A 24,671-nucleotide genomic window follows, 5' to 3' on the forward strand; every position below is an offset into this window, starting at 1 on the left:
CTCGCTCGCCAGCCTTTGTGCGGCACGGGAAGCAGTAATGGTTTTATACTTAACTTTTGTCAAAGTACAATTTTTGTTCTATCATAGAGCATAATAAAGAATAAATAGGTGTTGCAACTAGACAACGCCGATTCTGTACAAAGCAAGATTATCGGGCTTTCCAGCTTGAAATTGAATCCTGTTGTACAATTGTGTATATATCATGAAAAACTGTCTCCCGGATCGTACCGTGTGTGAATTCGTTCCTTTTAGTAAAGAATGAACATGAACGCAGCAAGAGCGAGCTCCGAGTGTTTTTTACTTTGCAGTGCAACTACAGAAGGAACAACAACATCATGACAAACCAAGTCGGCATTGATATGAACAGCGATTCGGACTCCGACGATCTGCTCCAGTACAACCCAAACAGACTGCTCGATACCCTGATCGAAAACCTGCGCCTGAAAAACGACGCAGCCCTGTCCCGCGCGCTGGAAGTGGCGCCACCGGTCATCAGCAAAATCCGCCACCACCGCCTGCCGGTCGGCGCATCGCTGTTGATCCGCATGCACGAAGTCAGCGACCTGAGCATCCGCGACCTGCGTTACCTGATGGGTGACCGTCGTAACAAATTCCGCATCAGCGACAAGCAATTCAAGCCAAAAGAAGGCGAAACGCCACAAGGCTGATCCTGCCAATTTCGCAGGTTTTCCCTCCCCGCCATGGGGAGGGGGTATTTCCAGCAGTTCTCAGGCCGTTCTGGCCATAATATATTTCCGCCTTACCACCGTATTTTCCAAGCTGCATCGATGCCCAACAAAACCGTAGCGAGCGGCAGTGATTTGTGGCTAAGAAGCGCAACCGTGCTCTGCACGGGGGCGCCGAGCCGGTGAGCATCGCAGGCCGCAAAGCGCGCCGCGCAGTAGGTTTGGTTGGGCGTCCTCTATCAAGCAGGAAACACGCCTGTAGACAGGTACCGGTCGCCGCGGTCGCAGACGACGAACACGATGGTCGCGTTTTCCACCGTTTGCGAGATGCGCAGCGCGATTTCGCACGCGCCGGCGGCCGAGATGCCGCAGAACAAGCCCTCTTCCGCCGCCAGGCTGCGCGCCATGCGCTCGGCCACGCCCTGGCTCACGTATTCCACCTGGTCGACGCGCGACTTGTCGTAGATTTTCGGCAGATAGGCTTCCGGCCACTTGCGGATGCCGGGAATCTGCGAACCTTCCTCGGGCTGGGCGCCGATGATCTGGATGGCGGGATTCTGTTCTTTCAGGTAACGCGACACGCCCATGATGGTGCCCGTCGTGCCCATGGCGCTGACGAAGTGCGTGACCTGGCCATTGGTATCGCGCCAGATTTCCGGTCCCGTGCTTTCATAGTGCGCGCGCGAATTGTCTTCGTTGGCGAACTGGTCGAGGATGACGCCGCGGCCATCCTTCTGCATCTGCTCGGCCAGGTCGCGCGCATATTCCATGCCGCCCGTCTTCGGCGTCAATAAAATGTCGGCGCCGTAGGCGGCCATGCTCTGGCGGCGCTCCACGCTCAGGTTGTCGGGCATCAACAACAGCATCTTGTAGCCGCGCAAGGCGGCAGCCATGGCCAGCGCGATGCCCGTATTGCCGCTGGTCGCCTCGATCAGGGTATCGCCCGGCTTGATGACGCCACGCTCTTCAGCGCGCTTGAGCATGGACATGGCCGCGCGGTCCTTCACGGAGCCGGCCGGATTGTTGCCTTCCAGCTTGCCCAGGATGACGTTGTTGCGCGCAAGCGCATCGGCACCCGGCAAGCGCGTCAGCTGCACCAGCGGGGTATTGCCTATCGTATCTTCAAGTGTCTTGTAAGCCATCGTGTCTGTTTGAGTAATTTCAACAAAGACCCATTCTAATATGAGATGCTGGACGGCGTATCGCTGATCGGCGGCGGCATCCGGGCCCGCGTGCGCGGGCGGCTGCGCCGCCACTGGCCGCATGGTGCCTGCCGCCCGGCCATTTCCGGGCGTGCGCCAGGGGTATTGCGGCGGGCGCGCGCCACATGCGCTAGACTCGTCACTGTTAGTTATTTTTGTTATTTGCTTATTCAGCCTCCGAACGGACTCGCCATGGCCAGCAGCACACCCGAATTCATTCCCGAAACGACGCAGGACGATCCCGTCCAGTTCGCCACACTCGACTTGCAGGGCCGCAGCCACCAGATCTCGCCCGTCTTCAATGCGCTCGAGCTGCAGCGCTTGCAGCGCTATGGCACCCGGCATCGCTTTGCCGATGGCGAGACGCTGTTCGAGGCGGGCAGCAGCAGCTTCGGCATGCTGGTGATACTGTCCGGGCGGGTCAGCATCAAGCGCCACGAGGTGCTGGGGCAGGCGTCCGTGCTGCGCGAAGTGGGCGTCGGCCACTTCATTGCCGAGGTGGCGCAATTGTCCGGCCGCCCCACCCTCGTCAACGGCAGCGCCGTGGGCGAGGTGGAATTGCTCGACATCAGCTCGGAATCCCTGCGCGCGCTGATCGTGGCCGAGGCGGAGATGGGCGAACGCATCGTGCGCGCCCTGATCCTGCGCCGCGTGGCGCTGATCGAATCGAATTCGGGCGGCCCCGTGCTGGTGGGCCCGCGCGGCAATGGCAATCTGTTCCACCTGCAAAGCTTTTTATCGAGCAATGGCCATCCGCACACGGTGCTCGACCCGGCCAACGATGCGGCGGCCGCCGCGCTGGCCGGGCGCTACCAGCCCACGCCGCAGGATTGGCCGCTGGTGGTCTGTCCGGACGGCAAGATCATGAAAAATCCCGGCAATGCGGAACTGGGCCGCTGCCTGGGCATGCTGCCCGATTTGTCCGGCGACAAGATTTTCGACGTGCTGGTGGTGGGCGCCGGTCCGGCAGGCCTGGCCACGGCCGTGTATGCGGCCTCGGAAGGCTTATCGGTCCTGGCGCTCGAGCAGCGCGCGTACGGCGGCCAGGCAGGCGCCAGCGCGCGCATCGAAAATTACCTGGGCTTTCCTACCGGCATTTCCGGCCGCGCGCTGGCAGGGCGCGCCTATGTGCAGGCGCAAAAGTTCGGCGTCGAGATCGCCACCCCGGCCAGCGCCGCCAATCTGTTGTGCGACAGCTGGCCCCTGCGCGTCAAACTGTGCGACGGCACGCAGGTGCGCGCCCGCACGGTGGTGCTGTCGTGCGGCGCGCGCTACCGCCGCCCCTCGCTGGCCAATCTGAAAACATATGAAGGACGGGGCGTGTATTACTGGGCCTCGCCCATCGAAGCCAAGCTGTGCCGGCAGGAAGAGATCGTCCTGGTCGGCGGCGGCAATTCGGCCGGCCAGGCCGCCGTGTTTCTCTCCGGCCACGCCGCAAAGGTCCACATGGTGATCCGCGGCGAGGGCCTGGCGGCCAGCATGTCGAGCTACCTGATCGAGCGCATCGCCGCCACGCCCAACATCACCTTGCACACGCACACGGAAATCATCGCCCTCGAAGGCGATGACGATGGCTTGACGGAGGTGCGCTGGCGCAACAACCAGACGGGCAAGGAGTGCGATTGCGCCGTGCGCCGCGTATTCCTGTTTGTCGGCGCCGATCCGAACACGGACTGGCTGCACGACTGCGCCGTGGCCGTCGACGAACAGGGTTTCATCCGCACGGGCTTCGACGTCACGCGCGCCGAATGCCGCGCCCACGGCCACGCCGCGCACTTACCCTATCCGCCACCCAACCTGCCCGAGCGGGCCGCGCTGGAAACGAGCGTGCCGGGCGTGTTCGCCATCGGCGACGTGCGGGCCGGCTCCACCAAGCGCGTCGCTGCCGCCGTGGGCGAAGGCGCGGCGGTCGTTTCCCAGATTCACGGCTTTCTTGCGCGCCTGCCAGTCGGTTCCTGATCAGCGCAACGGCATGGGGTATGTTGCCACACTGACATTGCCGTCGCGATCGATGGCTTGGACGCCAAAGAAATAGTTATCTTTCGACAACTTTACCTTGGCCTCGGTGACATTGCCCACGTCTTGCGCGCCCTGCCACTGGTCCGCCGTCGTGGCGCGCCAGACGATACGGTAGCCGGCCAGGTCCGGCTCCGTATTCGGCTGCCACAACAGCGTGGTTGCGTTTTCCAGCTGGGCCGTGCGGACCTGTACGCCGGCGGGCGCCGCCGGCGCCAGGGCCAGCGAAGCGAGCGCCGCCGCATTCACGCGCGCCACTTTCGCCACGTAGTCGTAATCGACGAATTGCGGCAGGTCGCCATACTGCAGGCCATTTTCCACGCGCACATCCTGGTGCTGGTGAGCAAAATTCTCGTGCGGTTCCGTAAAACGCAGCGCCGCGTAGCCTTGCGCCAGAAACGGCATGTGATCGCCGCCGCGCAGGTAGCGGTCGGCGCGCTGGATGACGTTGACCTTGAAACCGGGCACGTAGCGCTCGCCCACCTGTTTCACATGGCGCGCCAGCTGGCGCGAGATGGAATCGTTTTCGCCGCCCGTCGCCACCAGGGCGCGCACGCCGTCGCTCATCTCCTTCACGGCCGGGATACCCTCGGCAAACAGGCGTACCTGGCCGCCATCGACGCTGCCGTCGTCGGCGCGCGAACTGCCGATGATGTCGTTATTGAGCATGCCGGCGATGTTGAGTTTATTTAACTTCGCCTGCTGCGCCCAGTGGCCGGAACCCAATAGCCCCTGTTCCTCGGCCGCCACGGCCATGAAGACGAGCGTGGCGTCGAACTGATAGCGCGCCATCGCGCAAGCCATCTCTATCACGGCCGCCGTGCCGGACGCGTCATCGTTGGCGCCGGGCGCATCGCCCTGCGCATCCATCACGTCGGTGGCGCGCGAATCGTAATGGCCGCTGACGACATATATGCGGCCGGCCGACTGCGGCTGGCTGCCGGGCAGGGTCGCCACCACGTTGACGATTTCCGTCGGCCGCGCAATGCGTTTCGACACGGGCGCGATATGGCTGTCGAACGCTACCTGCAGCCGTCCGCCCACCTGCGCACCGCAGCGCTCCAGTTCCGCCTTGATCCAGCGCCGGGCCGCGCCGATGCCGCGCGTGTCGGACACGGTATCGGACATGGTGTGGCGCGTCTGGAAACCGACCAGCTTGCGCACGTGCGCCTCGATGCGCTGCGGCGAGATGTCGGCCACCACTTGCCGTATCTGCTGCACCGGTTCGGCGCCAGGTGCCGCCGCCACACTAGCCGACAGCATGACTGCCGTCATTCCCGTCAAAATCCGTACCATGCCGCCGTCTCCTGATCATTAACAAGTGATCATTCTCGCATTTTTGACGGCAAGCAAGGATGTTCCAGGTCGAAAATCGTGCATTGTAGAAACTGCTACAATCGGCCACTTCCCGTCCCGCTCACGAAAGCTACCAGCATGCGCCAGACCACCCTTCCACCCGCACGCCGCAGCACGCGCGTGGTCCGCTGACGGTGCGCCGCATGCTCGTCAAACTGTTGTTGCTGGCCACCTTGTTTGCCGTGCTCAGCATCGCCGCCCTATACAGCTACGGGCGCTTCGCCGAACGGTCGCTGGGCGCGCCGGGAATGGCCTTGCCCGTGACGATGGATGCCACCCTGCTCGACCGCGTACTGGCGCCGCAGCTGGCGCAACGTCCGGACCAGAGCGGTACGGCCTTGATCGACGACAATCTGGAAGCGTTCGCCCTGCGCGCCCTGAGCGCGCGCGAAGCGGGCCGCAGCATCGACCTGCAGTATTACATCTGGCATAACGACGTCACGGGACGCCTGCTGGTACGCGAACTGCTGCGCGCGGCCGACCGCGGCGTGCGCGTACGCGTGTTGCTCGACGATATCAATGCGCGCGGCCAGGACGCCGCCATCCTCGCGCTCGACAGCCATCCGCTGATCGACGTGCGCATCTTCAATCCGGGCCGCAACCGCGACGGCATCTGGTTGCGCGCCGTGGAAATGGCCTTGCGCGCCGTCAGCCTGAACCGGCGCATGCACAACAAGGCCTGGATCGTCGACGGCAGGGTCGCCCTCGTCGGCGGGCGCAATATCGGCGATGAATATTTTGATGCCGCCGAGCAAGTCAATTTCCAGGATGCCGACCTGCTGCTGGTGGGCCCCGCCGTGCAGCAGACGAGCGACATCTTCGACCGCTTCTGGAACAGCCGAGCCGTCCTCCCCATCGGCGCCTTGCACGCTGGCAAGAACGCGGGCGCGCCGGAATTGCAGGCGGTGCGCGCCCGTCTCGACACCCTGACGGGCGAAGTGGGCGCTTCGCCCTACCTGCGGCAGCTGACCGATGCGGGCCAGCTGCAAGCCCACCTCGATGGCCGGTTGCGCCTGCACTGGAGTGCACAGGTGCAGGTGCTGTCGGACCCGCCGGAAAAAGCCGCGCCCGTGGCCAGTTTGCAGCGCAGCGAGCACTGGCTCATGCACAGCTTGCTGCCCCTGCTGACCGAGGCGCGCGAAGAAGCGCTGCTGACCTCGCCCTATTTCGTGCCCGGCGCGGCGCTGACGCAGACGCTGGGCGACAAGGTCGCGGCAGGCGTCCAGGTCAAGGTGCTGACCAACTCGCTGGCCGCCACCGACGTGGCCCTCGTGCATGCGGGCTATGCGCGCTACCGCCAGCTGCTGCTCGATGGCGGCGTCGACCTGTATGAATTGAAGACCCAGCATCGCAAGCGCATCAGCCTGATGGGTTCGAGCCGCGCCAGCCTGCATACCAAGGCCGTGGTGGTCGATGGCCAGCGGGGCTTCGTCGGCTCTTTCAACCTCGATCCCCGCTCGGCCCAGCTGAACACGGAGATGGGCGTGCTGTTCGACGATGCCGCGCTGGCGGCCGACATGCGCGCCCTGTTCCTGCACTCGACGGCGAGCGACACCAGCTACCGTGTATTCCTTGACAACGGCGCCCTGCGCTGGTCCGACGCCACCGAACAGCCAGCCAAAGTGTGGACGCACGATCCGGAGTCAGGCATCTGGCGCCGCCTGCTGGTGTCCGTGATGCGCTGGCTGCCGATCGAGTCGCAGCTGTAGGCGCATAAAAAAACCCCGCGCGGCCGGTACCACGCGGGGTTTTCTTTTCGTGCTGCGCGGCACCACCACGCAACACGCCTTACAGCAACACGCTTACTTTTTCTCGGCTTCTGCCTTCTTCGCCTCGGCGGCAGCCAGTTTCGCTTCTTTCTTCGCGGCAGCGGCAGCAGCCTTCGCTTCTTTCTTGGCAGCGGCAGCTTCCTTCTTCGCTTCGGCGGCCGTCTTCACTGGCGCGGCGCCATCGGCTGCAGCGGGCACTGCCTTGGCGGCGGCGGCTTCTTTCTTGGCGGCAGCGGCGGCAGCCTTGGCTTCTTTCTTAGCGGCAGCAGCTTCTTTCTTCGTTTCAGCGGCGGTCTTGGCTGGCGCCGCAGCGGTGTCGGTCGCAGCAGCTGGCTTCGGTGCGGCTTCTTTCGCTGCAACTTCCTTCACAGCAGCTTCCTTTTTTGCCGGGGCAGCTTTCGCCGCCGGAGCGGGCGCCGCGGGCGCACCGGACTTGGCCTGGCCATTCACTTGCAAGCCCGCTTCCGACAGCTTCACGGAACTTTTCGGACCGATGCCCTTCACGCGGGTTTCGAAATCGGCCCAATCCTTGAAGGCGCCGCCCTTGGCACGCTCATCGATGATGGCTTTCGACGTGACAGGGCCGATGCCCTTGACGCTGTCGAGTGCCGCCTGGTCCGCCTTGTTGACATCGACCTGGGCAAAGGCAAAGCCCATCGTCGCGATCAAGGTGGCGATGGCCAGCAGTATTTTTTTGAACATGGGTATCTCTCCGTGGTGTGGTTTCAAGATGACTCGAACGCAAGGGAAGAGCAGCGCCTTAACGGCTTTAACGGCTGGGACGTGATACGGTTGACAAGACAGGACAGCGGAAGGATGGGAAAACCTGCGCCAGATCAAACGCTCTGGCGCAGGCGAGACAGCATAATTACTGCGGGAACAGCTCGTCGCGGGTGACGGTGGCCGTGCCCAGCTTGCCGACGACGATGCCGCCGGCCCGGTTGGCCGTGCGCACGGCGTCGCCCAGGCCCATCCCGGCGCCCAGCATGGCCGCCATGGTGGCGATCACCGTGTCGCCGGCGCCCGAGACGTCGAACACTTCGCGCGCATCGGTGGGCATGTGCAGCACCTCGTCGGCCGTGTACAAGCTCATGCCTTCCTCGGAACGGGTCAGCAGCAAGGCGTCCAGGCCCAGCTGCGCGCGCATCTGCTGCGCGCGCTCCGTGAGCTGCTCTTCCGTGCTCCAGTTGCCGATCACGCGGCGCAGTTCCGACTTGTTCGGAGTGAGCACTGACGCCCCCGTATAGCGGCTGAAATCGTCGCCTTTCGGGTCGACCATGACGATCTTGCCGGCCTTTCTCGCCGCCTTGATCATCTCGGCCACGTTCACCAGGCTGCCCTTGGCGTAGTCCGACAGGATCACCACGTCGTAGTGCGGCAAGAGGGCATTAAACTGCGCCAGCTTGTCGCGCAGCACCGTATCGCTGGGCGCATCCTCGAAGTCGATGCGCAGCATCTGCTGCTGGCGGCCGATCACGCGCAGCTTGATGATGGTGGAAATGGCCGCGTCACGCTGCAGATAGCTGTGGATGCCGCCGCCTTCAAGCAGGCGCTCGACCTGGCTGCCGGCCTCGTCGTCGCCGACCACGCCCAGCAAGCTCGTCTTCGCTCCCAGCGCGGCCGCATTGCGCGCCACGTTGGCCGCGCCGCCCAGGCGCTCTTCGCGCTTCTCGATGCGCACGATGGGCACGGGCGCTTCCGGCGAAATACGGCTGACATCACCGAACCAGTAGCGGTCCAGCATCACATCGCCCACCACCAGCAGACGTACCTGGGCCAGCGCGGCCGGCGCCGTCAAGGCGACCACCTCCTGGGCGCTCATGCGCGCGTCAGGATCGAGCGACCGATCCCGTGGTATTCGATGCCATTCTCGGCCATGACGGCCGGCTCGAACAGGTTGCGCCCGTCAAAGATCACGGCCTGCTTCAGGCGCGCCTTGACCTGCTCGAAGTCGGGGCTGCGGAAGGCTTTCCATTCGGTCACGATGACCAGCGCATCGGCGTCCGTCAGCGCATCCTTCGGACTGTCGGCAAAGCGTACCTTCGCCAATTGCTCCGGCGTCAAGTCCAGCTGCAGCACGCGGCGCGCCTCGGCCATGGCGACGGGATCGTACACGGCCACGGTGGCGCCGCGCACCAGCAAGTCGGCCAGCAGCACGCGGGCCGACGCTTCGCGCATGTCGTCCGTATTCGGCTTGAAGGCCAGTCCCCACACGGCGAAATGCCGGCCCGTCAGATCTTCGCCGAAGCGAGTGACCACTTTGCGTCCCAGCACCTGCTTCTGCTGGTCGTTGACGGCTTCGACGGCGCGCAGGATCAGCAATTCCTGGCCGTAGCCGCGTGCCGTGCGCTCGAGCGCCTGCACGTCTTTCGGGAAGCAGGACCCGCCATAGCCGCAACCGGCGTACAGGAAGCTGTGGCCGATGCGCGGGTCGGAACCGATGCCGTGGCGCACGGCTTCGATGTCGACGCCCACCTTGTCGGCCAGGTTTGCCAGTTCATTCATGAAGGAAATACGCGTGGCCAGCATGGCATTCGCCGCATACTTCGTGAATTCGGCCGAACGCACATCCATCCAGTGGGTGCGTTCGTGGTTGCGGTTGAACGGCGCGTACAGGCTTTTCAGCAATTCGCGCGCGCGCTCGCCTTCCGGCGTAGCATCGACGCCGATGACGATGCGGTCCGGGCGCATGAAGTCTTCGACGGCCGCGCCTTCCTTGAGGAATTCCGGGTTCGACGCCACCGAGAACGTGGCGGCCACGCCGCGCGCGTCGAGTTCGCCCTGGATGGCGGCGCGCACTTTTTCGGCCGTGCCGACCGGCACGGTGGACTTGTCGACGATGACCTTGAAGTCCGTCATGTACTTGCCGATGCCGCGCGCGGCGGCCAGCACGTATTGCAGGTCGGCCGAGCCGTCTTCATCGGGCGGCGTGCCGACGGCGATGAATTGCATCGCGCCGTGCGCGGCGGCGGCCTCGACGTCGGTGGAAAAGGTCATGCGCCCGGCGGCGCGGTTACGCGCCACGACCTCTTCCAGGCCCGGTTCATGGATGGGGATGCCGCCGCTGTTGAGCAAGGCTACCTTCTGTGCGTCCAGGTCGAGGCAAAAGACGTCGTTGCCCAGTTCCGCCAGGCAGGCGCCGGTCACGAGGCCCACATAGCCTGTGCCGATAATGGTGATTTTCATGGTTGTGCCGTATTTCTAAATATGGATGCTGCAAACAAGTACACGCCACGTTGCACTGGGGCAAGGTGGCGTGTCGGGTTAATTCATGACGTTGAGCTCTTCTGTGCGGCGCGGCGGGTAGGTTTCCCACTTGTTGCAGCCAGGGCAGTGCCAATAGAACTGGCGCGCCTTGAAGCCGCAGTGGCTGCACTGGTAGCGGGCCAGCTTCTGCGTGTAGCCGTGCACGAGGTTTTTCACCATCGACAGCTCCGACCAGATGGCGGCCGGGGCGTCCATCATGCGCGCTTCCAGCAGTTTATCCAGGCCCAGCAGGGTCGGCGTGCGGCGCAGCTCGGCGCTGACCAGCTGCTTCGCCGCTTCCACGCCGTCGAGCTCGATGACGGCCTTGAAGACGACTTCGATCAGGTCGATCGACGACGCCTCTTCCAGGTAGGAACGCAGCAGGTTGACGCCTTCCTGTGCACGGCCCACCTTGGTGTAGCCATCCATCAGGCGCTGCGCCACCAGGGCCACGTGCGGCACGCTTTGCTGCTCCACGCGGCGCCAGGTGGTCAGCGCGCCTTCCACGTCGCCGCGCGCCAGCAGCACGTCGCCCGTCAGGATGGTGGCGCGCACGCTCTTGCGGTCCGTCTGCAGGGCTTTTTCCAGCAGCGGCATGGCGTCGTCCGGCTTCATGTGCACGAGCGCGTCATGCGCCAGTTCGCAATAGAACTGGGCGATTTCCTTCTGGCGCGCGCCGGCGCCCGATTCCTGCAAGCCCACGGCCGCTTCGATGGCGCGCGGCCATTCCTTTTCGCGCTGGTAGATTTCCAGCAGCGCGCGGCGCGCCTGGGCCGCATATTGCGTGTCGACCAGGCTGTTGAAGGTTTCTTCGGCGCGGTCCAGCAAGCCCGCCTTCAGGTAGTCCATGCCCAGCTCGTAGGCGGCATGGCCCTGCTGTTCCAGCGGCAAGTCCGGACGGGCCAGCAAGTTCTGGTGCACGCGGATGGCGCGCTCCGTTTCGCCGCGGCGGCGGAACAGGTTGCCCAGCGCAAAGTGCATATCGGCCGATTCCGGGTCCAGCTTGACGACTTCGATGAAGGCGTCGATGGCCTTGTCGTGCTGTTCATTGAGCAGGAAATTCAAGCCCTTGAAGTAATTGCGCGGCAGACTGCGCGATTCGGACACCAGTTGATGAATGTCAACACGCGCGGCAATCCAGCCCAGCGCGAAAAACACCGGGATACCCAAGAGCCACCAGAGTTCAAAATCCATGCGATTGTTTTTATTCGAGTAAGAGAGATAGGAGCGACGGCGCCGCTTATTGCGCGCTCACGCTGTCCGGTTGCGGCTGGACATTGCTGGGCACGCCAACGGTCTGCAGCGCGGCAATGGTGGTTTTTTGCTTGGTCGCTTCGCGGCGGTGACGGAACACGGTCGGCGTCAGCGCCAATACGCCCAGGCTGGCGCCGGCGACAAAAAAGCCCAGCAGCATCAGGACCAGGGGGCCGCGAATTTCATAATTGAGGAAAACATGCAGGTCGACAACCTGCGCATTCTTCAGCGCAAAACTGAAGAACAGGACGAAAAGAACACAGCCAACGATGGTGGAGATGATTTTCATCGATACGCCCAGAAAGTACAAAAAATGCCGTATGGCACAACCTCGGAATGCCTGGCAGAAGCGTAGCGAGCGTCAGTGATTTGTGGCCGAGAAGCGCAACCGTACTGAAGTACGGTGAGCATCGCAGGCCGCAAAGCGCGACGCGCAGTAGCTTATGTCAGGTATTCTCAGCATATTAACAAAAAAAAGCGGCATCCAAGGACGCCGCTCTTTATTTTCCGCCTTCCAGCAGACGATTAATCCTCGATAATCGGTTGCCCGACCATCGCGTCCACCCGCTCGCGCAACTGTTTGCCCGGTTTGAAGTGGGGTACCCGTTTTTCAGGAACCATCACCTTGTCGCCGGACTTCGGGTTGCGGCCAATGCGCGGGGGCCTGCTGTTCAGGGCAAAACTGCCAAAACCGCGGATCTCGATACGCTGACCAGTCGCCAGGGCGTTGGTCATCGCATCGAGAATGGTCTTGACGGCATACTCCGCATCTTTCGCCACCAGCTGAGAATAACGCTCAGCGAGGCGGTTGATCAGCTCGGACTTTGTCATCTGCCAGTATCCGCGAAGTCTTAGTTCTTGTTATCGAACTTAGCTTTCAACAAGGCGCCCAGGCTGGTGGTGCCCGAAGCTGCGTTGTTGTCGGTAGCTGCCATCTTCTGCATTGCTTCCTGGGTTTCAACGTTGTCTTTCGCTTTGATCGACAGTTGGATACCACGGGCTTTGCGGTCGATGTTCAACACCATCGCTTCGACGGTGTCGCCAACTTTCAGGTGCGTACCAGCATCTTCAACGCGGTCGCGTGAGATTTCGGAAGCGCGCAGGTAGCCTTCGACTTCTTCGGACAGTTGGATCACGGCGCCTTTAGGCTCAACCGATTTAACGGTGCCGGTTACCAGCGAGCCTTTGTCGTTCATGGCTGCGAAGTTGTTGAATGGGTCACCTTCCAGTTGCTTGACGCCCAGGGAAACGCGCTCGCGCTCAACGTCGATGGCCAGAACGATGGCTTCCAGTTCGTCACCTTTCTTGAAGCGACGCACGGCTTCTTCGCCGGTTTCGGTCCAGGACAGGTCGGACAGGTGCACCAGACCGTCGATGTTGCCGGCCAGGCCGATGAACACGCCGAAGTCGGTGATCGATTTGATCGCGCCGCGGACTTTGTCACCTTTCTTATGGGTAACACCGAAGTCGTCCCATGGATTGGCTTTGCACTGTTTCATGCCCAGCGAAATACGACGACGCTCTTCGTCGATTTCCAGAACCATCACTTCTACTTCGTCGCCCAGTTGGACGACTTTGTTAGGAGCAACGTTTTTGTTCGTCCAGTCCATTTCGGAAACGTGTACCAGACCTTCGATACCCTGTTCCACTTCAACGAACGCGCCGTAGTCGGTCAGGTTCGTTACTTTACCGAACAGACGGGTGCTTTGTGGGTAACGACGGGACAGACCGGTCCAAGGATCGTCGCCCAGTTGTTTCACGCCCAGCGAAACACGGTTTTTCTCTTGATCGTACTTCAGGACTTTGGCGGTGATTTCCTGGCCAACCGTCAGAACTTCCGACGGGTGACGTACACGGCGCCATGCCAGGTCGGTGATGTGCAGCAGGCCATCGATACCGCCCAGATCCACGAACGCGCCGTAGTCGGTGATATTTTTGACGACGCCGGTCACGACCGTGCCTTCTTTCAGCGTTTCCATCAGTTTCTGACGCTCTTCGCCCATCGAAGCTTCGATGACGGCGCGGCGGGACAGAACCACGTTGTTACGCTTGCGATCCAGCTTGATCACTTTGAATTCGAGGGTTTTGCCTTCGAATGGGGTGGTGTCTTTGACAGGACGGGTATCAACCAGCGAGCCCGGCAGGAATGCGCGGATGCCGTTGGTCAACACGGTCAGACCGCCTTTGACTTTACCATTGACGGTACCGACGACGATTTCGCCCGATTCCATCGCTTTTTCCAGAGCCAGCCACGAAGCCAGACGCTTGGCTTTATCGCGCGACAGGATGGTATCGCCGAAACCGTTTTCCAGCGATTCGATCGCCACGGAAACGAAGTCACCAACTTTGACTTCCAGTTCGCCGTGGTCGTTCTTGAATTCTTCGACAGGGATGAATGCTTCGGATTTGAGGCCGGCGTTCACGATCACGAAATTGTGGTCGAGGCGCACGACTTCAGCGGAAATAACTTCGCCGGAGCGCATATCTTGACGCGACAACGATTCCTCGAAGAGCGCAGCAAAACTTTCCATACCGGTAGATTCGTTAGTTGTAACAGTAGACATAGGGTTCACACAGGTTATCCAGCAGAGATCGCACGATGCGACTTAAACTGGGTTAGGTTTTTGACACACCCGGACAGGCCAGGAGCCGTCAACGGGCACCACATAGCACAACAACACGCTATTTTGCTGCAGCTGCATACCATTTCAACACGGTTTCAACGGCAACATCTGCCGTCATTTCCGACGTATCGAGGACATGCGCCCCTTCCGCGGGGACCAGCGGCGCAATCGCACGGTGAGTATCACGTTCGTCCCGCGCCTGCAAATCCATCAGAAGGTCTTCCATATTAGCAGAAAAACCCTTGTCTATCAATTGCTTGTAGCGCCGTTGCGCGCGCGCCTCGACACTGGCCGTGAGGAACACCTTCAATTGGGCATGCGGGAAGATCACCGTGCCCATGTCGCGCCCATCGGCCACCAGGCCAGGCGTCTTGCGAAAACCCAGCTGCAAGCTGATCAGAGCCTGGCGCACCGTTGGCAACACGGCAATTTTCGACGCCGTGTTGCCGACTTCCTCGGCACGGATGTGCTCGGTGACGTTTTCCTGCGCCAGCAGGATCTCGCCATTGGCAAAGTGGCAAGGCAAGTGTTCAGCCAGCTTGGCCAGCGCGTGCTCGTCGCGCAAGTCCGTGCCGCGGCGCAGCGCCGTCAGGGCCGTCAGCCGGTACAGCGCGCCCGAGTCCAGGTAATGAAAACCCAGCTTGTCGGCCACGCGGTGCGCCACCGTGCCCTTGCCGGAAGCGGTGGGGCCGTCGATGGCGATGACTGGGATGTTGGAGGTCGGCATTATATTATTTATCAATTAAATTAATGTGTCTTTGGCAATCCCCGCAAATGCGGCGAAATATTCGGGGAAGGTCTTGGCCACGCATTTCGGGTCGTTGATGCGCATCTCGTTGCCGCGGCGGGCGGCGCCGTCCAGCGAGGCGAGCGAGAAGCACATGGCCATGCGGTGGTCGTCATACGTGTCGATGGTCGCTGCCTGAATTTCGGCTGGCGGCGTCACGCGCAGGTAGTCTGCGCCCTCTTCCACTTCCGCACCCAGCTTGCGCAATTCCGTCGCCATGGCGGCCAGGCGGTCCGTTTCCTTCACCCGCCAGCTGGCGATATTGCGCAAGGTCGAGGTGCCGTCCGCGTACAGGGCCGCCACGGCGATCGTCATGGCTGCGTCGGGAATATGGTTAAAGTCCATGTCGACGGCTTTCAGCACGCCGTTCGAGCGGGCCTCGATCCAGTTCTCGCCCATGGTGATGGTCGCGCCCATCTGCTGCAAGGCTTCGACGAAGCGCACGTCGCCCTGGATGCTGTCGCGCCCCACGCCTTCCACGCGCACGGGACCGCCGCCGATGGCGCCGGCCGCCAGGAAATAGGACGCCGACGAGGCGTCGCCCTCGACGTGGATGGTGCCCGGGCTCTGGTACTGCTGACCCGGTTGCACGGTGAACGACTGCCAGCCGTCATGCTCGACCGTCACGCCGAAACGGCGCATCAGGTTCAGGGTGATCTCGATATACGGCTTCGAAATGAGCTCGCCCGTCACATCGATGGTCACCGCATGGTCGCGTGCCATCAGCGGCGCCACCATCAGCAGGGCCGTCAGGAACTGGCTCGACACGTTGCCGCGCACGGCGATGCGCTGCGCGTGGATGTGGCCGCGGCGGATGCGCAGCGGCGGGAAGCCCTGCTCGCCCGTGTACTCGATCTGCGTGCCGACGGCGTTCAGCGCGTCGACCAGGTCGCCGATGGGGCGCTCGTGCATGCGCGACACGCCATGCAGCGTGTAGTCGCCGCCGATCACGGCCAGCGCCGCCGTCAGCGGGCGGATCGCCGTGCCGGCATTGCCCATGAACAGGTCCGCCTCGTGGTGCGGAAACACGCCGCCGCAGCCTTCCACGTGGTGCACCTGGTGGGCCGTGGCCGGGTCGCCCGTCAATTCATCCTGCGTCCATTTGACGCCCAGCGACGTCAATGCCGTCAGCATGACGAAGGTGTCGTCGGAGGCGAGCAAGTCGATGATTTTCGTCGTGCCCTTGGCCAGCGCGGCCAGCAGCAGCACGCGGTTGGAAATGCTTTTGGAGCCGGGCAAGCGCACCGTGCCTTCGGCGTGCATCACCGGCTTCAAATCGATATGGTGGGGGTAGTGCTTGGTCTGGGTCATGCTGGAATCCTTGAGTATTTATCGTGTGGGCGCGGCCGGCATTTCCGCCGTTTCGATCGCCTCGATCCATTGCTGCCGCGCGTGCTGGGCGTTCGCATACACGCCCTCGATGGCGGCGCCGTCGTTCGCGGCCAGGTGGGCGCGCAAGGTCGTCAACTGCGCCAGGTAGGCGTCCAGTTCATGCAGCAGCGCCGGCTGGTTGGCCAGGCTGATGTCGCGCCACATTTCCGGCGATGAGCCGGCGATGCGCGTAAAGTCGCGAAAGCCGCTGGCCGCGTATTGGAACAGCAGGCCCGCGTGCGGTTTGTTGGCGATGTCGTCGACCAGCGCAAAAGCCAGCAAATGCGGCAGATGGCTGACGGCGGCAAACACCTTGTCGTGTTCTTCGGGGCTCAAGGTGTGCAAGATGGCGCCGCAGGCGCGCCAGGCGGCCGCCACCCGTTCCACATCGGCGGCGCTATTTTCCGCCAGCGGCGTGAGCACCACCTTCTTGCCTTGATATAAATCAATGATGGCCGCGTCGGGGCCATTCGTCTCGCGTCCCGCAATCGGGTGCCCGGGCACGAATTGCGCCACCTTGCTGCCCAATGCTGCGCGCGCGGCCGCCACCACGTCGCTTTTCGTGCTGCCTGCGTCGGTCACGACGGTGCCCGGCTGCAGGTGCGGTGCAATGGATGCCAGGATGGCGCCCGTCTGCGCCACGGGCGTGGCCAGCAGCACCAGGTCGGCGCCAAGCAAGGCAGCAGCCATGCCGCCGCCGATCTCGTCGATGATGCTCAGCTCCAAAGCGCGCGCCATCGAGGCCGGCGAGCGGCCCATGCCGACCACCGTGGCGACCGCCCCCGCGTGCTTTAACGCACGCGCGAACGAGCCGCCGATCAGGCCTACGCCGAAGATGACGATTTTTTTCAGTGCAGGCGTCGTCATATCGTCAGGCCAGCGCTTTCGTCAGCGCGGCGATGAAGATGGCGTTTTCCTGCGGCAGGCCGATGGAAATGCGCAGCCATTGCGGCAAGCCGTAGCTGCCGACGGGACGCACGATCACGCCCTGTTTGAGCAATGCCAGGTTGACTCTCGCGCCAGCTTCATCATCGTCGCCCACCTTCACCAGCACGAAATTGCCGTGCGACGGCACGTATTCCAGGCCCAGTTGCGTAAACGCTTCCGTAAACTGCTGGTAGCCGGCCGCGTTGTTGCGCGCGCTTTGCTCGAGGAAGGCCTTGTCGTTCAAGGCGGCAATCGCGGCGGCCTGCGCCAGCGAATTGACGTTGAACGGCTGGCGGATGCGGTTCATCAGGTCCGTCAGCACCGGCTGGGCTATGGCGAAGCCGATGCGCAGGCCGGCCAGGCCATACGCCTTCGACAAGGTGCGCGAGACCACCAGGTTCGGATACTGACGCACCCACGCCGTCGACTCGTACTGGTCGTCGGCCGACAGGAATTCGTTGTAGGCCTCGTCCAGCACGACGACGACATGCGCAGGCACTTTTTGCAGGAATGCTTCGAGCTGCGCCGCCGACAGGAAGGTGCCGGTCGGGTTGTTCGGATTGGCGATGAACACCAGACGCGTGTCGTCGGCAATCGCTGCCGCCATGGCGTCGAGGTCATGGCCGTAGGCTTGCGCCGGCACGACGATGTGGCGCGCGCCCAGGCCTTGCGTGGCCAGCGCATACACGGCGAACGAATACTGCGAGTAGACGACGGACTGGCCGTGCTCGACAAACGCGTGCGCGGCGATTTCCAGGATGTCGTTGCTGCCATTGCCCAGGGTGATCCAGTCGGCAGGCACGTCGTAGCGCTTCGACAGCACGGCTTTCAAGTCGAAGCCGTTGGCGTCCGGGTAGCGGCCCAGGTCATCGATGGCGGCAATCATCGCCTGCTTCGCAGATTCCGGCATGCCGTACGGGTTTTCATTCGATGCCAGCTTGACGATGGCTGCCTCGTCGAGGCCGAATTCGCGCGCGACTTCCGCGATCGGTTTGCCGCTCTGGTAAGGGGCGATGGCGCGGACGTATTCTGGACCGATATTTTTAGACATGGTGTTCTTTAAAAGTTGGTGAATGATTAGGCTGGTGGCTGTTGTTGGGTTACGCTGCGCTGACCCAAGCTACAGCTTATTGTAGGTCGGATCAGGCCGCAGGCCGTAATCCGACACCACCGTCGGCGTCAGAGACTGACCGGATACGACCCCAGCACCTTGAAAAACGCCGCGTTGCCTTGCAGTTCGGCCAGTGCCTGGGCGACGGCCGCGTCATGCACGTGGCCCTCCACGTCGACGTAGAAATAATACTCCCAGCTGCCCATGCGCGCCGGGCGCGACTCGAAGCGCGTCATCGACACGCCGTGCTTGGCCAGGGGCGCCAGCAACTGGTACACGGCGCCCGCCTTGTTCGGCACGGCCAGCACCAGCGAGGTCTGGTCCTTGCCCGACGGCGCCGTCTGCAGGGTGCCCACGACGGCAAAGCGCGTGCGGTTGTGCGGGTCGTCCTGGATGTGGCCCTTGACCACGCCCAGCTTGTACTGCGCGCCCGCCAGTTCGCTGGCAATCGCGGCCACCGTGCCGTCTTCGCCCGCCATGCGCGCCGCCTCGGCGTTCGAGGCCACGGCGCGGCGCTCGATGTGCGGGTAGTTCTGGTTCAGCCAGACCTGGCACTGCGCCAGCGCCTGCGAATGGGCGCAGATGGCCGTGACGCCATCCATGTTGCCGCTCTTCGTCATCAGGCTGTGGTGCACGGCAATCGCCACCTCCCCGCTGATGATAAGGCTCGTCTGCAGCATCATGTCCAGGGTGCGGTTGACGGCGCCTTCCGAGGAATTCTCGATCGGCACGACGCCAAAGTCCGCCGTTCCCGCCTCGGCGGAACGGAACACTTCATCGATGGACGCGCACGGCAAGCCTTCGACGGCGCTGCCGAACTGCTGGTACACGGCCTGTTCGCTGAAAGTGCCGGCCGGGCCAAGGTAGGCCACGGTGACGCGTTTCTCCAGCGAGCGGCAGGACGACATGATTTCGCGGAAGATGGTCTGCACTTCGCGGTCGCCCATGGGCCCGGGATTGCGCTCAGCCACGCCGCGCAGCACCTGCGCCTCGCGCTCGGGGCGGAACACGGGCGCCTGCGTCTCGGCCTTCACGTGGCCCACCTGCTGGGCGATTTGCGCGCGGCGGTTCAGCAGTTCGAGGATTTGCGCGTCGATGGCATCGATCTGTTCACGCAGCGGTTTCAATTTATCGGTCATGGTTGGTTTGTTTCGTCAGCTGTACTTCAATCATTGCCGCGCGGCCTGCGCCGGCGGCGGGCCGGCGCGATCGCTTAAGCGACTCAGCGTCCGGCAAACTCGTTCAAATAGGTGACCAGGGCTTGCACGCCCTCGATCGGCATCGCGTTATAGATCGATGCACGCATGCCGCCGACGGACTTGTGGCCCTTCAGTTGCAGCAGGCCGCGCTGCTTGGCGCCGGCCAGGAATGCGTCGTTCAGACTTTCATCGCGCAGATAGAACGGGATGGTCATGCGCGAGCGGTATGCGGGGTCGACCCGGTTCTGGTAGAAGTCGTCCGCATCGAGCGCCGCGTACAGCAGCGCCGCTTTCTCAATATTACGCTGTTCCATGGCTGCAATGCCACCTTGCCGTTTCAGCCACTGGAAAACCAGGCCGGCGATATAGATGCCGTAGGTGGGCGGCGTGTTGTACATCGACTCATGTTCGGCCACGATGGTCCAGTCGAAAGCCGACGGGCAGATCGGCAGCGCCTTGCCCAGCAAGTCTTCGCGCACGATGACCAGGGTCAGGCCGGCCGGGCCGATATTTTTCTGTGCGCCGCCAAAAATGACGCCATATTGCGATACATCAATGACACGCGACAAAATGTGCGACGACGTGTCAGCCACGATGGTGGTGCCTGCCGGCACGCTTGGCGCCTGCTGGAATTCCACGCCGTCGATGGTTTCATTGGTGCAGATATGCAGATAGGCGGCGCCTGGCGTCAGCCTCCATTCTGCGACGGGCGGCACGCCCGTGAAATGGGCAGCCTTGGACGACGCGGCCACGTTCACGCTGGCATACTTGGCCGCTTCCTGGATCGACTTGCCCGACCACGAGCCCGTATGCACGAAGTCGATGGTGGCCGGCTGCTGCGCGGCCAGGCCCACCAGGTTCATGGGGATGATGGCGTTCTCGCCCAGGCCGCCGCCCTGCAGGAACAGGATTTTATAGTTCTCGGGCACGGCCAGCAGTTGTCGCAGATCGGCCACTGCCTGCTTGTAGATGGAAATGAATTCGGGACCACGGTGGCTCATTTCCATCACCGACATGCCGCTGCCATGCCAGTCCTGCATCTCGGCGGCCGCTTGCGCCAGCACTTCCTTGGGCAGGACGGCGGGGCCGGCGGAGAAGTTGTAAATAGGGCTTAAGGCTTGATGGGTCACGATACAGTCCTTGGCGAAAATGAGAATTATTGGGGCGACTGCGTGGCCGTCCGTATGACCTGGTCGAGCACGGCATTCACGCGGGGGATCAGCACGCGCTGGCTGATGGCCATCGACTCGGCAGACAGTTGCGGCATGGTGGCCAGCATCTTGCGTCCCAGCGGCGTCTTGTAGAAGGCCGTCAGCTGCTCGACTTCCGGCACCGTGTAAAAACGCGCGTACAGGGGCACCATTTCGGCGCCCAGCTCATCGATCAGGGTCGGATCGGCCAGCACCTGCGTCAGGGTGGCGACGGCGAGGGGAATCTCTTCTTCGGCATTGGCCAGCGCGCGCGCCTTGCGCTGCTCGTCCAGGTTCGGGTTGCTGCTGATTTGCTGCAGGGCCGACTGGCGGATCATGGCCGGCACCGATTGCAGCATCTGGTCGAAGATGCTGCGCGTCAGTTGCGGGAACTGCATCGCGTCGAGCATGCGCCGCACGGCCACTTTCATGGCGGGGCTGGGCGCCGCCTGGCGCGCGGGCGTGGCTTGCGTGCTCTGGGCCAGGGCCGGCAGGGTCGCGAGAAAGGCCAGCGAAAATGCAGCGAAGAAGGTGGCGACGATTTTTCTCATGGCATGCGGGACTTTATAAAAGCGGGGAACAACTTGGGACATGCTGGCTGGCGCCGTAACCGGCACGCCAACAGCAATTGGGGCTCCCGAAAGAGCCCCAATCATCTTACTCCGGCTGGGCCGGGTCGACAGGATCGGCTGGTTCAGCCGCTGCCGGCGCAGGCGCGGCATCCGCCTCCGTCGTCAGCTCGACTTCGTCGATATCCGTTTCCACCACGCGCTGCAGGCCGGACAGCTTGGTGCCGTCTTCCACGGCGATCAGGGTCACGCCCTGCGTCGCGCGGCCCATCTCGCGGATTTCCGACACGCGGGTGCGGATCAATACGCCACCGGTAGTGATCAGCATGATTTCATCGCTGGTATCGACCAGGGTCGCGGCAACCACTTTACCGTTGCGCTCGCTGGTCTGGATGGCGATCATGCCTTTCGTGCCACGGCCATGGCGCGTGTACTCAGTGATCGGCGTACGCTTGCCGTAGCCGTTTTCCGTGGCCGTCAGCACCGACTGCTGCTCGTTCTCGGCCACCAGCAGCGCGATCACGTGCTGGCCCTCTTCCAGGTTCATGCCGCGCACGCCACGCGCCGTGCGGCCCATCGGACGCACGTCGTTTTCGTCGAAGCGCACTGCCTTGCCCGAATCGGAGAACAGCATCACGTCGTGCTGGCCATCGGTCAGCGCCGCGCCGATCAGGAAGTCGCCGTCGTCCAGGTCGACCGCGATGATGCCGGCCTTGCGTGGATTGCTGAAGTCCTTCAGCGGCGTCTTCTTGACGGTGCCCAGGCTGGTCGACATGAAGACGTAATGGTCTTCCGGGAACGTGCGGTTCTCGCCCGACAGCGGCAGGATCACGGTGATCTTTTCGTTGTCCTGCAGCGGGAACATGTTGACGATCGGCTTACCGCGCGAATTGCGCGAGCCTTGCGGCACTTCCCATACCTTCAGCCAGTACATGCGGCCACGATCCGAGAAGCACAGGATGTAGTCGTGCGTGTTGGCGATGAACAGCTGGTCGATCCAGTCTTCCTCTTTCGTCGCCATGGCCTGCTTGCCGCGACCGCCGCGCTTCTGCGCGCGGTATTCGGTGATCGGCTGGGCCTTCATGTAGCCGGTGTGCGACAGGGTCACGACCATGTCTTGCGGCGTGATCAGGTCTTCCGTTTCCAGGTCAGTGGCATTCAGCTCAATCTGCGAGCGACGCACGTCCTTGTTGCCGGCGCCGTATTCGTTCTTCGCCGCCGTCATTTCATCGGTGATGATGACGGTAACGCGTTCCGGCTTGGCCAGGATGTCGAGCAAGTCGGCGATATGTTCCATCACGTCCTTGTACTCGTTGACGATCTTGTCCTGCTCCAGACCGGTCAGGCGCTGCAGACGCATCTGCAAGATTTCCTGCGCCTGGTCGTCCGACAGCTTGTACAGGCCATCCGTCTGCATGCCGTAGTGCTTCGGCAGGTTTTCCGGACGGTAGGCATCCACGCCGCCCGGCGTCGTGCCGTCGCCCGTACGGGCCAGCATTTCGCGCACGACGGACGAATCCCAGGCCTTGGCCATCAGCTCGACCTTGGCGATCGGCGGCGTCGGCGCGGCCTTGATGATGGCGATGAAGTCATCGATGTTGGCCAGTGCGACCGCCAGGCCTTCGAGCACGTGACCGCGTTCGCGCGCCTTGCGCAGTTCGAACACGGTGCGGCGCGTGACCACTTCGCGGCGGTGCGACAGGAAGCATTGCAGCATCTGCTTGAGGTTCAGCAGCTTCGGCTGACCATCGACCAGGGCCACCATGTTCATGCCGAAGGTGTCCTGCAACTGGGTCTGCTTGTACAGGTTGTTCAGCACCACTTCCGGCACTTCGCCCCGTTTCAGCTCGATCACCACGCGCATGCCCGACTTGTCGGATTCGTCGCGGATGTCGGAAATGCCGTCGAGCTTCTTGTCGCGCACGTTTTCAGCGATGCGTTCCAGCAAGGATTTCTTGTTGACCTGGAATGGCAGCTCGTCGACGATGATGGCGATGCGGCCGCCATCCTTGCCGTATTCCTCGAAATGGGTCTTGGCGCGCATGACGACGCGGCCGCGGCCCGTGCGGTAACCGTCGCGCACGCCGGACACGCCATAGATGATGCCGGCCGTCGGGAAGTCCGGCGCCGGGATCAGCTCGATCAATTCATCGATCGTGCACTCGGGGTTGCGCAGCACGTGCAGCGCGCCGTCGATGACTTCGGTGATGTTGTGTGGCGGAATGTTCGTCGCCATGCCGACGGCGATACCGGACGAGCCATTGATCAGCAGGTTCGGGATACGCGTCGGCAAGACCGTCGGCTCCTTTTCCTTGCCATCGTAGTTGGGCTGGAAGTCGACGGTATCCTTGTCGATATCGGCCAGCAGCTCGCTGGCGATCTTGTCCAGGCGGCACTCGGTGTAACGCATCGCCGCGGCGCCGTCGCCGTCGACGGAACCGAAGTTGCCCTGGCCATCGACGAGCATGTAGCGCAGCGAAAAATCTTGCGCCATGCGCACCAGCGTGTCGTAGATCGAGGCATCGCCGTGGGGATGGTATTTACCCATGGTTTCGCCGACCACGCGGGCGCACTTGACGTAAGGGCGGTTCCACACGTTATTCATTTCATGCATCGCGAACAAGACGCGGCGGTGCACTGGCTTCAAGCCATCGCGCGCATCGGGCAAGGCACGACCGACGATCACGCTCATGGCGTAATCGAGGTAGCTCTTGCGCATCTCTTCTTCGAGGGAAATAGGAATTGTTTCTTTTGCGAATTGATCCATTGGCGGTTCGACTGATCTCAGGCTGTGGTTAACTTATCTGTTACGCAATGTATGACGCAATACTGCATATCCTGGGTGGCTGTCGTCGTGGACGCCGCGCCGCGCGCTGCTGGCGTGGCCCAACTTCCATGTCGCAGAGTGCCAGAACAAATCGGCGGGCTGGCGGCGCGGCCAGTACGGATACCGCAAGGGTAGGTGCTGGCCATGCAGTGCCGCCGTGGGCATTTGCCCGACACTCTTAACAGTCAAGCGCACGATTTTAGCATGCGCGCCCAGCTACCTGTACAAATTGGCCATACCAACAAGATTGGCAGTTTGCACCGGGGCCGTGCATGTTGACCTGTCGATAATGCACAATGGCAATATCAGTTCAAGACACCTGCCCTTAAAAGAGGCAAAAAAAGCGATCAATTGTTACAGGTGCGTTACAAATGGGCATTTTCGTTGCGCAAAAACAACGCACGGTCTAAAATCGGGCAAGCTTTGATTTAACCACGGTCGTGTGCCCCTGATGCGTGTGGCAAAATGACTGGGAAGTTAATTGCTAGTTTCGCAATCTGAAACGAGCGCATATGGTCTACATGATAAAATCTTGGC

At 62.4% G+C, this 24,671-nt stretch carries 20 protein-coding genes; 3 read left to right on the forward strand and 17 right to left on the reverse strand.

The genetic code is table 11. The annotated features are described in order from the left end of the window. The first annotated feature begins 335 nt into the window (after positions 1 to 335). Positions 336 to 668: a hypothetical protein gene (locus AC1RJW_RS13045; RefSeq protein WP_034751784.1), complete on the forward strand. Its 333-nt coding sequence runs from the start codon at positions 336 to 338 to the stop codon at positions 666 to 668. Positions 669 to 925: 257 nt separating this feature from the next. Here the strand turns inward: AC1RJW_RS13045 and cysM are convergent, their stop codons facing one another. After that, positions 926 to 1,828 (reverse strand): cysteine synthase CysM, encoded by a 903-nt coding sequence (gene cysM / locus AC1RJW_RS13050; protein ID WP_035825682.1) that lies wholly within the window; start codon positions 1,826 to 1,828, stop codon positions 926 to 928. A 252-nt stretch (positions 1,829 to 2,080) separates the two neighbouring features. On the opposite strand from cysM, the gene AC1RJW_RS13055 reads away from it, so the two are divergent. Further along, entirely contained in the window at positions 2,081 to 3,847 is a 1,767-nt protein-coding gene (locus AC1RJW_RS13055; RefSeq protein ID WP_493045300.1) for an FAD-dependent oxidoreductase, read from the forward strand. On the opposite strand, the gene AC1RJW_RS13060 is transcribed toward AC1RJW_RS13055, so the two are convergent. Continuing rightward, positions 3,848 to 5,200, reverse strand: a complete 1,353-nt coding sequence (locus tag AC1RJW_RS13060; protein ID WP_493045301.1) for a M20/M25/M40 family metallo-hydrolase — start codon at positions 5,198 to 5,200, stop codon at positions 3,848 to 3,850. A gap of 203 nt (positions 5,201 to 5,403) precedes the next feature. Here AC1RJW_RS13060 and AC1RJW_RS13065 point away from each other — a divergent pair, with 203 nt between their 5' ends. After that, positions 5,404 to 6,969: a phospholipase D family protein gene (locus tag AC1RJW_RS13065; protein ID WP_493045302.1), complete on the forward strand. Its 1,566-nt coding sequence runs from the start codon at positions 5,404 to 5,406 to the stop codon at positions 6,967 to 6,969. A gap of 93 nt (positions 6,970 to 7,062) precedes the next feature. On the opposite strand, the gene AC1RJW_RS13070 is transcribed toward AC1RJW_RS13065, so the two are convergent. The 15 genes from AC1RJW_RS13070 to gyrA all read right to left on the reverse strand — a co-directional run bounded on the left by AC1RJW_RS13070 (position 7,063) and on the right by gyrA (position 24,074). Further along, positions 7,063 to 7,731: a ComEA family DNA-binding protein gene (locus tag AC1RJW_RS13070; protein WP_493045303.1), complete on the reverse strand. Its 669-nt coding sequence runs from the start codon at positions 7,729 to 7,731 to the stop codon at positions 7,063 to 7,065. Between the two features lie 166 nt (positions 7,732 to 7,897). Then, positions 7,898 to 8,851 (reverse strand): D-glycero-beta-D-manno-heptose-7-phosphate kinase, encoded by a 954-nt coding sequence (gene rfaE1 / locus AC1RJW_RS13075; RefSeq protein ID WP_493045304.1) that lies wholly within the window; start codon positions 8,849 to 8,851, stop codon positions 7,898 to 7,900. Beyond that, complete coding sequence (locus AC1RJW_RS13080) at positions 8,848 to 10,215, reverse strand: UDP-glucose dehydrogenase family protein (protein WP_493045305.1); 1,368 nt, start codon at positions 10,213 to 10,215, stop codon at positions 8,848 to 8,850. The genes rfaE1 and AC1RJW_RS13080 overlap by 4 nt, the downstream gene beginning before the upstream one ends. Positions 10,216 to 10,293: 78 nt before the next feature. After that, positions 10,294 to 11,469 (reverse strand): lipopolysaccharide assembly protein LapB, encoded by a 1,176-nt coding sequence (lapB, locus tag AC1RJW_RS13085; protein WP_034782020.1) that lies wholly within the window; start codon positions 11,467 to 11,469, stop codon positions 10,294 to 10,296. 46 nt (positions 11,470 to 11,515) lie between these two features. Further along, the gene (locus tag AC1RJW_RS13090; protein ID WP_426072856.1) at positions 11,516 to 11,818 is read right to left on the reverse strand and encodes a LapA family protein; all 303 of its coding nucleotides are present in this window, start codon (positions 11,816 to 11,818) and stop codon (positions 11,516 to 11,518) included. A 236-nt stretch (positions 11,819 to 12,054) separates the two neighbouring features. Further along, a complete protein-coding gene (locus tag AC1RJW_RS13095) occupies positions 12,055 to 12,360 on the reverse strand; it encodes an integration host factor subunit beta (RefSeq protein WP_008446215.1) in 306 nt (101 codons plus the stop codon). A 20-nt stretch (positions 12,361 to 12,380) separates the two neighbouring features. Beyond that, positions 12,381 to 14,093 carry a 30S ribosomal protein S1 gene (gene rpsA / locus AC1RJW_RS13100; RefSeq protein ID WP_071650172.1) on the reverse strand — a complete coding sequence of 571 codons (1,713 nt, stop codon included), beginning with the start codon at positions 14,091 to 14,093 and terminating at the stop codon, positions 12,381 to 12,383. A 118-nt stretch (positions 14,094 to 14,211) separates the two neighbouring features. Then, positions 14,212 to 14,880 (reverse strand): (d)CMP kinase, encoded by a 669-nt coding sequence (cmk, locus tag AC1RJW_RS13105; protein ID WP_493045306.1) that lies wholly within the window; start codon positions 14,878 to 14,880, stop codon positions 14,212 to 14,214. Positions 14,881 to 14,895: 15 nt separating this feature from the next. Further along, positions 14,896 to 16,251, reverse strand: a complete 1,356-nt coding sequence (gene aroA / locus AC1RJW_RS13110; protein WP_034751802.1) for a 3-phosphoshikimate 1-carboxyvinyltransferase — start codon at positions 16,249 to 16,251, stop codon at positions 14,896 to 14,898. Positions 16,252 to 16,269: 18 nt separating this feature from the next. After that, positions 16,270 to 17,178, reverse strand: coding sequence for a prephenate dehydrogenase (locus tag AC1RJW_RS13115; protein ID WP_493045307.1), 909 nt, complete (start codon positions 17,176 to 17,178; stop codon positions 16,270 to 16,272). A gap of 4 nt (positions 17,179 to 17,182) precedes the next feature. After that, complete coding sequence (gene hisC / locus AC1RJW_RS13120; protein WP_493045308.1) at positions 17,183 to 18,289, reverse strand: histidinol-phosphate transaminase; 1,107 nt, start codon at positions 18,287 to 18,289, stop codon at positions 17,183 to 17,185. A gap of 128 nt (positions 18,290 to 18,417) precedes the next feature. After that, entirely contained in the window at positions 18,418 to 19,488 is a 1,071-nt protein-coding gene (gene pheA / locus AC1RJW_RS13125; protein WP_493045309.1) for a prephenate dehydratase, read from the reverse strand. Between the two features lie 83 nt (positions 19,489 to 19,571). Then, positions 19,572 to 20,678, reverse strand: coding sequence for a 3-phosphoserine/phosphohydroxythreonine transaminase (gene serC / locus AC1RJW_RS13130; RefSeq protein ID WP_493045310.1), 1,107 nt, complete (start codon positions 20,676 to 20,678; stop codon positions 19,572 to 19,574). A gap of 26 nt (positions 20,679 to 20,704) precedes the next feature. Beyond that, positions 20,705 to 21,289, reverse strand: a complete 585-nt coding sequence (locus AC1RJW_RS13135) for a DUF2059 domain-containing protein (RefSeq protein ID WP_493045311.1) — start codon at positions 21,287 to 21,289, stop codon at positions 20,705 to 20,707. A gap of 106 nt (positions 21,290 to 21,395) precedes the next feature. Further along, positions 21,396 to 24,074: a DNA gyrase subunit A gene (gyrA, locus tag AC1RJW_RS13140; protein WP_128140252.1), complete on the reverse strand. Its 2,679-nt coding sequence runs from the start codon at positions 24,072 to 24,074 to the stop codon at positions 21,396 to 21,398. Positions 24,075 to 24,671 lie beyond the last annotated feature (597 nt).

The sequence above is a fragment of the Janthinobacterium sp. GW822-FHT07A03 genome, assembly GCF_058798815.1.